Source organism: Treponema succinifaciens DSM 2489, from assembly GCF_000195275.1.
GTDB classification, from domain to species: domain Bacteria; phylum Spirochaetota; class Spirochaetia; order Treponematales; family Treponemataceae; genus Treponema_D; species Treponema_D succinifaciens.
Genome location: NC_015386.1, coordinates 41,549 through 53,857, shown reverse-complemented (window position 1 = coordinate 53,857; position 12,309 = coordinate 41,549). Strand labels below are relative to the sequence as shown.

The 12,309-nt window shown below is 37.5% G+C and carries 12 protein-coding genes; all 12 read right to left on the bottom strand.

Annotated elements, in window-relative coordinates:
• Nucleotides 1–4 precede the first annotated feature (4 nt).
• The gene (locus TRESU_RS13380; protein WP_013702729.1) at nt 5–886 is read right to left on the bottom strand and encodes an IS3 family transposase; all 882 of its coding nucleotides are present in this window, start codon (nt 884–886) and stop codon (nt 5–7) included.
• 26 nt (nt 887–912) lie between these two features.
• Nucleotides 913–1,203: a transposase gene (locus tag TRESU_RS15705; protein WP_013702691.1), complete on the bottom strand. Its 291-nt coding sequence runs from the start codon at nt 1,201–1,203 to the stop codon at nt 913–915.
• A 244-nt stretch (nt 1,204–1,447) separates the two neighbouring features.
• A complete protein-coding gene (locus TRESU_RS13370) occupies nt 1,448–2,773 on the bottom strand; it encodes a glycoside hydrolase family 19 protein (RefSeq protein WP_013702727.1) in 1,326 nt (441 codons plus the stop codon).
• Between the two features lie 13 nt (nt 2,774–2,786).
• Complete coding sequence (locus tag TRESU_RS13365) at nt 2,787–3,830, bottom strand: hypothetical protein (RefSeq protein WP_041612504.1); 1,044 nt, start codon at nt 3,828–3,830, stop codon at nt 2,787–2,789.
• Nucleotides 3,831–3,957: 127 nt separating this feature from the next.
• A complete protein-coding gene (locus TRESU_RS13360; protein ID WP_013702726.1) occupies nt 3,958–4,410 on the bottom strand; it encodes a hypothetical protein in 453 nt (150 codons plus the stop codon).
• Complete coding sequence (locus tag TRESU_RS13355) at nt 4,407–5,360, bottom strand: polymorphic toxin type 44 domain-containing protein (protein ID WP_013702725.1); 954 nt, start codon at nt 5,358–5,360, stop codon at nt 4,407–4,409. Before TRESU_RS13355 ends, TRESU_RS13360 begins: the two co-directional genes overlap by 4 nt.
• Before the next feature lie 3 nt (nt 5,361–5,363).
• Complete coding sequence (locus TRESU_RS13350; RefSeq protein WP_013702724.1) at nt 5,364–7,100, bottom strand: phage late control D family protein; 1,737 nt, start codon at nt 7,098–7,100, stop codon at nt 5,364–5,366.
• A gap of 499 nt (nt 7,101–7,599) precedes the next feature.
• The gene (locus tag TRESU_RS13345; RefSeq protein ID WP_013702723.1) at nt 7,600–8,154 is read right to left on the bottom strand and encodes a hypothetical protein; all 555 of its coding nucleotides are present in this window, start codon (nt 8,152–8,154) and stop codon (nt 7,600–7,602) included.
• Nucleotides 8,151–8,672: a hypothetical protein gene (locus TRESU_RS13340; RefSeq protein WP_013702722.1), complete on the bottom strand. Its 522-nt coding sequence runs from the start codon at nt 8,670–8,672 to the stop codon at nt 8,151–8,153. The genes TRESU_RS13345 and TRESU_RS13340 overlap by 4 nt, the downstream gene beginning before the upstream one ends.
• Before the next feature lie 20 nt (nt 8,673–8,692).
• Nucleotides 8,693–9,487 (bottom strand): hypothetical protein, encoded by a 795-nt coding sequence (locus tag TRESU_RS13335; protein ID WP_013702721.1) that lies wholly within the window; start codon nt 9,485–9,487, stop codon nt 8,693–8,695.
• A gap of 42 nt (nt 9,488–9,529) precedes the next feature.
• The gene (locus TRESU_RS13330; RefSeq protein ID WP_013702720.1) at nt 9,530–10,423 is read right to left on the bottom strand and encodes a hypothetical protein; all 894 of its coding nucleotides are present in this window, start codon (nt 10,421–10,423) and stop codon (nt 9,530–9,532) included.
• An 18-nt stretch (nt 10,424–10,441) separates the two neighbouring features.
• Complete coding sequence (locus TRESU_RS13325; protein ID WP_013702719.1) at nt 10,442–12,295, bottom strand: phage late control D family protein; 1,854 nt, start codon at nt 12,293–12,295, stop codon at nt 10,442–10,444.
• Between the last annotated feature and the right edge of the window lie 14 nt (nt 12,296–12,309).

Below are 12,309 nucleotides of genomic sequence, written 5' to 3'. Positions count from 1 at the left end.
AATTTTATGCAGCCATCTTGTTGATGATTGCCGAAGGAAAACTTCCTTCCCTGTATACTTCGTCAGGAGTCTTGTAATCCAAGCCCTGATGAATTCTTTCATTGTTGAAGAACCTCACGAATTCTCCAAGCAGTTTTCGGAGTTCTTCTTCGGATCTGTAATCCCGGAGAAAAATCCATTCATATTTCAAAGTACGCCAGGTTCGCTCTACAAAGATGTTGTCCTTGCATCTTCCGATTCCGTCCATGCTGATTTCAACATTGTAGGATTTCAGAAGCCCGATGAACTCTCCGCTGGTATACTGGGAACCGCAGTCCGTGTTGAATACTGCCGGAACCCCGTATTTCTCAAAGGCTTCCCTCACGCATTCCAGGCAGAAATCTGTCCTCATGCTGTCCGAGAGCCGCCAGCTCAGAATCTTCCGGCTGTACAAATCAATCACGGCCGTAAAATACATCATGCCCCATGGAGTCTTGATGTAAGTGATGTCTGTCGCCATTACCTGGTTCGGGAACGCGATGAGCTTGTTCCGCAAGAGGTACGGGAACTTTCCGTATGGCGCTTTTCCGCTTCTTGTGGTCTTGAAGACAGGCTTCTGGCCTTTGATTCCAAGTTCCTTGTACAGGTTGCGGATAAACTTTTCTCCAGCCCAGTCGTACCCGAGTCTTTTCAGATGCTTTGACATCTTTTTGTAACCATAGGTACTGTGAGTTGACCACTCATTGATTACAATTTTTGCACGATTGAGCCTTGTTTTGTTTTCCCCAGCCTTCTTTTTCTGTCGTTCTGCTTCAAATCTGCGGCGCTCATAGTAAGTTGCCCGTGGAAGTTTCAGTATCCGGCACTGTTCAAGTACAGACAGCCCGACTCCATTTTTGTCATGCATATCTTTTTGAACAAGCTGCCATGATGCTAGTCCAGATGAAGCTTTTTTTTTAGCAAGTCAACCTCGAGCTGTTTCTTTCCTAATGAGGCGAGCATTTCATCCTGCTTTGCCCGTAGCCTTTCATTCTCTTCACGGAGGGCTTTCTGTTCGTCTGTCTCAAGTTTTCCTTCCAGAAACTGCTCCATCCATTCAGACAGTGTGCTTGGTGCAATGCTGTACTTTGCAGCGACCTCCGCCTCTTTAGCTCTCTTTTTAAGAGCCTCTTTTGCGACTTCGAGTTTGAACTTGTCTGAAAAATCCTTTCTTTTTCTTCCCATGAATTTGTCCTACCTTGACCTTAGCACAAATTCGTTGTTTTTTCTCCTCCGTGTCTAAATCTGAGGCTTATTATAAATTTTCCTTGATAAACACAAACATTTAGGAGTTGTAAATTACTATTCTCATAAAATGAAAAGTTATATTGCTCTTCAAGAGGACTACTATCTGCATAACAATTAAATGAACTAAATAATATAACAAATAATGTAAATAATAATGATTGAATCTTCATAACAAATATCCTTATTTATGCAGAACAGCACATTTTTTATCAATCCATTTATTCTTTATTTTCTTAAAATACTGTTTTCTTTCCGCATATGAATCTGTTTTCTTATTTATAACAGAAGTAATTGTATCAACTGCACTTTCTGTATTTCCTGCATCTGCTTTAGCGTTTAAGTTATGATTGTACCAATAAGCCATAGCAGAAATTACAGCCTCTCTAATATTTGATATATTTTCTGGAGTAATTTTAGTTTTAAAAGCTGGATGTACTTTTTTTATAGTAGTATTAATTTCTTCATATTGATCCTTAAATGTTACCTGCAAAATACCACCTCCACGATATCTCCAACCATCCCCACTTTCTATATTACCATTTCCATATTTATTTGCATAAACTCTATTTGCAATTGCTTCTTGGTTTGCTTTATGACCTCCTTTACCATCAACCCTTCCATACAACTCAGCTTCATCTTGATGATTAAGAAAATACGTAAATGGATCCCCAGATTTTAATACATCAGCCCTATAATTCATATTTTCTCGTTTTATAGATAAATCATTTCCTATTTCTTTTCTAACTTGTGCAAAAAAATGTGCTCTTCTTAAACAAGTTGTTAAATTAAATGACTTATAAAATTCATTAAATGCATTTATGAAAGACTTTAAATTTACATCACTTGATGCATTAAACAAAAATTTAATATCTTCAACAGTTAAATCTTTATCACATCTACATGTCTTTTCTTCTTTGATCACAGGTTGTTCCGGTGCTTGCAACGTATTCACGTTGGCTGTTTGTCTTGAACTTTTGGCATCAGACATGACAAAGTGTTCTGAAATAGCACATTGCAATGCAGGTATAAAAAATTCAACTGTATCTGTAGTACAATCTTGAGGCTTCTTACCAAAACGAAGAATAAAAAGTTTTTCAACTAATTCAGCATATTCTGGAATTGTCAGAACATCAGATAATGTAACTTCTTTCCTGGCAACTTTGGTCATAAACGAATAACTTGTCTGAGGAGTTCCTTTCCACAAGTATCCAGGAATAGCAATAACACAAACGTCACCTTGCTGAAGTAAATCACTATATATATCTTTCCAATTCGAAATAGCCTTTTCTGATAAATGTAAACTATTATCAGATAATTGATTGATATAACTTGATTCGATATTAAAAACCTTATCTAATTTATCATCTGCTAATTCCTTCAGTTTTTTTGTAAAATATTGTGCGACTGAATAAACTCCAAATGTTTTTTTCCCTAAATTATTATAATACTCTTTCCATTTAGGATTATTTTCATCTAGATAAAACACAAATCCGTTGTAATATTCCATATATCTTTTTCCTTTATTTTATAAACATACAGGCTGAACCAATAAAAATATCACTTATCTTTAGTTTTTCACTATCGATAGGTATTTCTTTACTGCTTCCATCTTTCCAGACAAGTTTTAACGTTTTTCCTTTGAGTTCATCAAAGTTTTTTACGGTTAGAACAATTTCGTCTTTTATATCCAACTGGCCAGACTCTTCACTTTCAACGCCGTCACACTCAACTGTGAAAGCGTACTCAGGTAATGTGTAACCTTTTTCTTCTTTTTCCTGCTGGCTGTTAGAGTCGTCGTCATCTTCTGTATAAATAACTTTCCACTTAGTTTTGATTTTACTATCCTGTACTTTACCAGATACAGAATCTATATCATCATTATTACCGTCATCGTCTTTTTCAATGATTTTGATTGTAGCAGTGGCACCATCGTCAATATCTGTAACATCAGCACAAAGGTAGACTTCATCGCCAACAAGAGCTTTTGTAATTGTATTGCCGTTTGTATCTTCCCAGTGTGGATTTGAAATTGCAGGATTCTTTTCTTTATCATTAGTTTCTTCTGCATTATTCTGTTCATCTGTCTGGTTTCCGCTACCAGTAGAAATTACATTTGATTCAGTGCCAGCAGTTTGATTATCTGCTCGTTCTTTGTCTATTTCACTTATAGTTCCAGATTTATTACTTATTTCACAAAAGTTTCTTTTTAAATGGCATGTTGTAAAATAGCCATCAAGAACATTAAAGGTATGTTCTACAGATGAAACTAAGTATTCACCATCGCTTTCTTTTCCAAGGTATTTTATAGTAATTCTGTTTCCAGGTCTTATATGATAGTTTCCTTCAGTCTTTGCTTCACAGGTTTGAAATTGCAAGGATCTCTTTAAGATAACTGCCTTGGCGATTTCCATGGCTTCAGCTTCATCTGTAAAATCCGCTGAATTGATCTGCGTAACTTTATGTGGGTCATATCCTCTTGCATTATCTTCCCAGCAATATTCACCGCCAATTTTCAGAGGCACATCTTTCATTGTTGCTGTTGCTGTAAAGCCTTCACATTTCATTACATCCCAGCCAGTTGCTGTTACAGCAGAAAGTTGATTCCTTATGCCTCATTTTTTGGGAAGTGAATTACATTCAATTAATTTCCAATCATCTTTAATTGTTTTAAAGTATGTTTTTTCATATTCATTATAAATTATATTCAATTTTTTTACTCCAAGGATATTTTTTTATATAACTGTTAATAATTTGACCAGAATCATCAAGAGAAAATTCAATTCTGTGAAAATAAAGTAAATCGGCATTTATATAAATACGGTGAAAACTTGTATTTTCATTATCATACATATAATACATGATTATAAAATTCTTACTTCCTTTTTTATCATATATAATTGGGTAGTTAAATAAGATATACTTTTTCGGATTGAGTTGTTTTTCTTTTGTCGAATTTTTTAATTTATCAACATACCAAAGTGATACATCACCATCATAATATTTGTCATAAAAATCCATTACAACTTGAACTTTTGCCTTAATATTAGGAGCTCCATAAATTACAATTTTAGGACAAATCGATTCAACTATTAATGAGAAAAAAACAAGAATGGAAAAAGTAATTAGTATTTTTTTTATTTTCATACTGGGTGAAATCTATCTCCATTTAAATCAAAACAATAATGAATCAGCCTTGATTCTCCAATATATTTTAAATTTTCAAGCTCATCTAGTATTACTTGATAAGTTAATTTAGAAATATTGTCTTTGTATTTAGAATATAAATCCATCCCTAGCTGCATTGTAATTTTATCAGCAGGATCATCACCGCCTTTAAAATTAAAATGTTTAATGTTTGTAATTAATTGTTGAATATCTGACCCTGTTAATAAAGTGTCTTCAGAAAATCCACAATATCGACCTACAAAACCATAATGTATATTAGACCAAACATCTAAATAATAATCATGATAATTATATTTATGATAATAAGATTCTGAAGGGGTTCCAGATTTTAGGGGTCTATGTACTGCACAATAATGAAATTGTTTTTTTATTTTTAGTTTATGATCCCAAGGTTTGTTAGTATCAACCATTTCAATCCATTTTAAGACAGCACCTCCAAATGCTTCTTGAGGAGAATATGGTGGAATAAAAGAAGAAGTAATAATTCCTCGTTTTTTAATTTCTGCTTCATAGTTATAATGTATTAAAGCAGATATTTGTTTTGCAGCTTCACTATTTATATTTGTTTTTATTTCTTGAACTATATATTTAGCAACATCAATAGCACCATCTACTTCATGTTCACATTCAATTAAATCAAAATATTCCGTACAAGTTTGATTTAATTTTAATTCTTTACAAAATATTTGAAGAATCTCAATTTTCGAAGCGGGAATTTTTACAATAGAATTTCTTTGTATAAAATCACTTTTTACAACAGATGCATTTTTATCTTTTAACCAACACATCAAAACATATTGATTTCCACCTGTATTTTTAATTCCATTTTTTTTTAATATATCTGCTGCTAAATACCAAACACCAGTTTTATCTTTTATTTTCTCTTCTTTAACTTTTATACCGCTCATATTTTATTCTCCAAAGTTTATGAAATATTTACCGGGCTTCAAATCTTTTTCATCAACAAAACCATCAGAGTTCGTGATACCTTTTTTTGTTGAACCATCCAATAAATAGATTGTATATTTATGATTTGAGATTGGTTTTCCACTCTTTTTATCCTTAAATTGGGTTTTAATCCATCCCATAACATCCAGCTGCCCAGATTCATCACTTTCAACACCATCACATTCAACAGAAAATGCATATTCAGGCAAGGTGTAACCTTTTTCTTCTTTTTCCTGCTGGCTGTTAGAGTCATCATCATCTGCAGTATATTTTACTTTCCATTTGCATTTGATTTTTGAATCCTGTACTTTACCAGAAACAGAGTCAATATCATCATCTTCGCCTTCATCATCTTTTTCAACAATCTTAAGTTTTGCGCTTTTACAATCATCTATATCTGTAATCTCAGCACAAAGATAAACTTCATCGCCAACAAGAGCTTTTGTAATTGTATTGCCGTTTTCATCTTCCCAGTGTGGATTCATGATTTTCGGATTCTTTTCATTGGATGTGTTTTCTAAGTCGCTCTGATTCTCAGCCTTGCTTCCGCCCGCAGAAGCTACTAGTGAGTTCTCTTCCTGTGTGCCGTTAATCTGGCTGTCCGCCCGCTCCCTGTCTATCTCGCTCGCCGTTCCGCTCCTGTCGTTCACCTCGCAGAAATTCCTTATCAGATGGCATCTCGTGATGAAGCCTTCCTGAATGTCAAGCGTATGCTCCACGCTCTCAATCAAATATTCACCGTCGCTCTGCTTGCCGATATATTTCACCGTGAGGCGGTTGCCCGGCTTTATGTGATAGTTTCCCTTTGTCTTTATGTCGCAGCTCTGGAACTTGAACGAGCGGTTCTGTATGTAGGCTTTGGCGACCGCCGCCGCGTCTTCCTCGTCGATAATTTCTTCGGTGGTAATCTGCTCGATTTTCTTCGGGTCGTAGCCCTTCGAGTTGTCCTCCCAAGAGTATTCGCCCCCGATTTTGAGAGGGATGTCCTTCATCGTAGCCGTCGCCGCAAAGCCCCTGCAGTCCATGATGCTCCAGCCCGTGCAGGTCGCAGCAGAAAGCTGCTTTGTCATGCTCGTCTTTGCCCTCGCGCTGATTATCGACTTTCCCCATTCAAGGATTACATCGTCATCACTCGGTGTTATTTCAGTTTTTACATAAACAGTGCTGCCCTGACACCAGACCGCCTTCCCGTACTTGCAGGCGAGCTGAGTGATGTAGTCATAGTCAGTGATGTTCCTTTGCTCCGTGTAGTTGTGCTTCGGGCCGAATTCCTCGACCTCGGCTTTCAGATTATGATTTGTGATGATTTCTTTTATAATCTGGGCTGTTGTCTTGCTTTCAAATGCCTTTGCGCGTATGCCTTTGTCCAGCCTGTGCAGTTTTGTTTCTATTTGGACTTCCATCTGGGGTGCGCCGTACTCACCGAACCGCGGCACGAAGCCCGTTACCTCGCCTGAGAAAACTTCCTCGACATCGTCTTTGTAGCCGAGATGGACTGAGACCTCGCTCCCCTCGGAGAATACATCATCATTGTCAAAGTCGGTGGCGGGCAGGTCGAAGACGAGGCTCGCCGTCCCGATTGAGTTCAGCCCGTCGTGGATTCTGATGGATTTTAGCGCGCCCTCGTAGCCTGTGCCAAGCCTCACTCCGTCAACATAGGCTATCCAGACCGGCGTAAGTGTTCTGTTCTCTCCTGGCATTTTGCAATACCTCTTGTTTTATCTTTTTGTATGCAATGAATTATACAATGGCCTGGTGATTTAGTTAATAGCTAAAAAATAATCTTGACCTTTTAGCTTTATATGCTTAGAATTTATGCATTATGCTTGGAGCATTCGTGTTTTAAATATCAGTTTGAGTTTATATCCTGCGCGCTCAATTCCAAACCTAACTAGACTTCAAAAAAAATCAAATTAGATTCACAAAGCAATGTGGCTAGATTATGGTGCTTAACACTTTAGTAATTGTATATGATTTCTAAAGGTACAGGCTACTATGCCTTACGCTACAGTTTGTCCGGGCTTGTTATACAGCTTGTCTGTAGTGGCTATACAGTCTGTCTGGGGCGTAAGCACAATCAAACTGGGGCGGTTGTACAGCCAGGCCGGGGCAATATGCACAGGCAGAATGGGATGTGGGAATTTGGAATTATTATATTCTTTGATTTTCTCCATACAATATATAGTCCAATTCTCTGCTTTATCTACGTCTGTACAGTTTGCTTACACCAATTATTCTGCCATTTTCATCATATATGTCATACATACACTTTTCAGGAGCATTATCAAAAGTTTCTTTGAGGGTTTTATATGGAGCAGGATCAAATTCTGGGACATTCATATAAAAATCAAAAAGTTCTTGATAATTGTCAAGCAAGTATTTTACAGAGTTTCCCATCAGCTCGATTTCTCTCTTGTTGGCTGAACTTGAATCGTATTTATCCTCTGTTCCATAATGAATTATTTCTCGTAATCGCCATCCATTTATATGATACACAGACTCATAAATTAAAGCATTGTTTTTATCATATTGACAACCTGCTATATACATACGAACATCATTTTTTAGCGTAATATCAAAACTCATTACATTTTTCCAATCCTCTGTATCATAATAATGATTTACAGATACGACATTTTGATTACTAGAAAATTCATTAATAATGGAGTCCCTTGTTTCAGCTGAATAATTATCTGAACAAAAATGAAATATTAAGACTATAAAAAAAAGATTTAGATATGTAAGTATTGTCATAAGGTTTTTGCAAGTTTTTCTCTCAATTGTTTCTGCTTTTCTTCTTCAAAAGTATTTTCCCATTTCTCAAAATTTCCACAATCCTCTTCTGCATCTTCCCACCAGCTTTCTAATTCAGCGCCAGGCAGATTTTGGTTTATGTATACTTTTGAATAATCAAAATTCCCGTGATTAAATGCATTCTCATAATGCTTTTTTATATTTGCAATTTTATCAATAACCCTGCTTGCCTTATCTGTAATACTGTATTCCACTTTTCCTTTCCTATTTCTCCATACTTTAAAGCTTACCCAGGCAGGAGCGTGCGCTGATACTTTTACTATCGTTCCGTCTTTAAATATAGCTCCGTCAAATTTTCCTCTTTGTTTGCAGTGCGGAGCAATGACAACATTGTGCAGGTTATAGTCAGGCTCTCTGTCTTCCAACCTCAAAATCACATAATCATCAGTATCATTAATTACCCCCTTAAAAGCAACATAAACAACAAATTCTATATTCATGCGTAAAACTACAGTCATTTTGAGTTCCTCTCAATTTTTTAATTAGCATCCAGTTCAATAGAATATTTGCCAAATAATAAATCCTTTAAATATACATAGCCATTTCCATCGCTTTTACATTTTATGATTGTGCCGTCTTCTTTTAGAATTCTCACAGGAACATTTGAAAATATTCTATCAGATTCAGTTTCCTTTAATTGGAATTTTATCCATCCCCTCACATCCAGCTGTTCTGACTCTTCGCTCTTAACTCCGCTACTCTCAACCGTGAACGCGTATTCGGGCAAGGTGTAGCCTTTCTCCTCCATTTCTTTCTGGCTGTCTGTGTCGTCATTGTCCTCTGTGTAGATGACTTTCCAATCACAACGGATTTTACCGTCATTTACAGACGTGCTCAGTTCTGTAATAAAATCATCGTTGCCGTCGTCGTCCTTTTCTACAATCTTTATTTTTGCTGTCGCTCCGTCTGCAATGTCCGTTACATCGGCGCAAAGAAAGACTTCATCGCCGACAAGGGCTTTTGTAAGTGTCCTGCCGTTTTCATCTTCCCAGCGCGGGTTTGTGATTGACGGAGTTTTTTCAGCAGATGAGTTTTCTGTGTCGTTCTGCGTTTCTTCATGGTTTCCGCTGCCGGATGAGGTTGCCGCTGCGTTCTCTTCCTGTGCATTTGCGCCCTGTCTGTCTATCCGCTCCCTGTCGATTGCGCTGATACTTCTGTTGTTGCCCACTCCGCAGAAGTTCCTTTTAAGATGGCATGTTGTGAAGTATCCGTCCTGAACGCTGAAGTCGTGCTCCACTGAGTAGACAAGATACTCGCCGTCGCTAGAAAGCATCAACAGCCCATAATGCTATTGCAGAATCGAAATTTATTCCTTTTATTTATCATCAAGTTTATTTACTAGTCCTGAAATATCAGGCATTTTTTCACCTATATAAATTTCCTGGCCTTTTCCATTTGGATATTCAATTCTCTGATATGTTAAATACCCGTTTCTGTCTACTTTACGCACAAGAGTTGCTATTGTTTTAAATTCTTCGCCTTCTTTTTTTTGATATTCGCCGGTTCCCTCGGAAACAGTATACCGATAAGTGTTGTGGCCGTTATGCTCTGCAATAAGGATGCCTTTTTCATATTGCCACCAAGCCATATTATCTCCAACTTCTTCTATTCTTTGCTTTTTATTTTCATTGATTAAAACCAGATTCTTCATTCTTCCATTTGAACCATACAAAAATACGTCATAGCCTTTTTCAGTTTTCATTATTTCATTTTTTCCATATATTTTTCCTTCTAAAATTTTCACAAAATTGTCTTCAAACTTATAAGTCCAGTATACTCCCCAGTCCGGATGCAATCGCCCATTTTCATCATAACAATTAATAAGTTCACCGACCCTCATTTTGTCATCTTCAATTATAAGTTTATACCATATTTTTTGTTCTATTTCTTCCTTATAAAAAGCCACAGATTCTGTTAAGTTTATTAAATTCTTATTAAAGGTATAGATGATGGAAGTTGCCAGTGCGTCCCAATCGCCAAAATCTACAACACCATTTTTTATATCTGAATATGTTATCGTTGTTACATATACTTTTTTTATGTTTGGATTAAATGCCAAACATGGTTCCGAAAGCATAAAATTTTGATTTATACGAACAAGTAGATTTCCCATTTTTTTTTGGTCAGCAGACAGTTTCGGATTTGAAAATGCCATGTGGCATATAAAAATTGCACAAATCAAAGCTATAATTTTCTTTGTTTTTCTCATAATAATACTCCTTAGAATTTAATTTCTTTTTATTGAATATACTTCAATTTTATTGATACAGGCTTTTTTCTTATCTGTTGCAAATTTCGGATCTGATGTAAATACTCTTCCTGAATCATTTTTGCTTGACGGTACAATTTTGTATTCTATTGTTCCATTAGGAAGAACTTTATAATCTTCTATAACTACCCAATGTTGTCCAAGGCCACCTCCAACATTTGCTCGGCCAAGGATATAATGTTCATATTCAGAATCTTTCTTTAATCTTTTCAATGTAGATTCGTTTAATTGCTTTTCAAAATAGTCCGCCTTCACAACAATATTTGGATTTGCCTTTTTTATGGCGGTCATTATTTCAGTTTGTGATAGATTTCCATTTTTATCAATAATTCTATCATTTTTATCAACAAAACGCTTAGGAGAAAATTCGCTATTATTTGATACTGAACAAACTAGTTTTGCAGCCGCAACTATCTTACAGCCATGTAAACTCATAGTATCATTCTCATCATTTGATAATAATAATGCTTTCCAAGCAGCATCCTGCTGATTCCAATTTCGGTACATTTCATTTACTTTTCCAAAATCATATAATATTTCTTCATTATTATCCGCTACAATTGGATTATTGTTATCTGCCTGAGAATTTTCCTCTGATGAAGTCTGAGAATTCTTTTCAATAGATGTATTTTCTGAATTATTATGCGTTTCTTCATGGATTCCACTTGCAGAGGTTGATGCTGCGTTCTCTCCCTGTGCATTTGCGCTCTGTCTGTCTATCCGTTCCCTGTCGATTGCGCTTATGCTTCTGTTGTTGCTTACTCCGCAGAAGTTCCTTTTAAGATGGCATGTTGTGAAGTATCCGTCCTGAACGCTGAAGTCGTGCTCCACTGAGTAGACAAGATACTCGCCGTCGCTGTGCCTTCCAAGGTATTTCACCGTGAGGCGGTTGCCCGGCTTTATGTGATAGTTTCCCTGTGTCTTTATGTCGCAGCTCTGGAACTTGAACGAGCGGTTCTGTATGTAGGCTTTGGCGACCGCCGCCGCGTCTTCCTCGTCGATAATTTCTTCGGTGGTAATCTGCTCGATTTTCTTCGGGTCGTAGCCCTTCGAGTTGTCCTCCCAAGAGTATTCGCCCCCGATTCTGAGCGGGATGTCCTTCATCGTAGCCGTCGCCGCGAAGCCACGGCAGTCCATGATGCTCCAGCCAGTGCAGGCCGCTGCCGAAAGCTGCTTTGCTATGCTCGTCCTTGTCCTCGCGCTGATTATGCTCTTCCCCCGTTCGAGGATTACATCGTCGTCGCTCGGCGTTATCTCCGTCTTTACATGAACCGTGCTGCCCTGACACCAGACCGTTTTTCCGTACTTGCAGGCGAGCTGAGTGATGTAGTCATAGTCAGTGATGTTCCTTTGCTCCGTGTAGTTGTGCTTCGGGCCGAATTCCTCGACCTCGGCTTTCAGATTATGATTTGTGATGATTTCTTTTATAATCTGGGCTGTTGTCTTGCTTTCAAATGCCTTTGCGCGTATGCCTTTGTCCAGCCTGTGCAGTTTTGTTTCTATTTGGACTTCCATCTGGGGCGCGCCGTACTCACCGAACCGCGGCACGAAGCCCGTTACCTCGCCTGAGAAAACTTCTTCGACATCATCCTTGTAGCCCAGATGAACCGAGACCTCGCTTCCTTCGGAGAATACATCGTCATTGTCAAAGTCCGGCACTGACATACCGAAGACAAGGCTCGCAGTTCCGATTGAGCTAAGCCTGTCAGAAACTCTGATTTTCTTCAATGCCCCCTCATACTTCCAGGGAAGCCTCGCTCCGTCCGCATAGACTATCCATATCGGGGTCAGCGTTTTGTTCTCTGATGACATCGTTGTTTACCTTA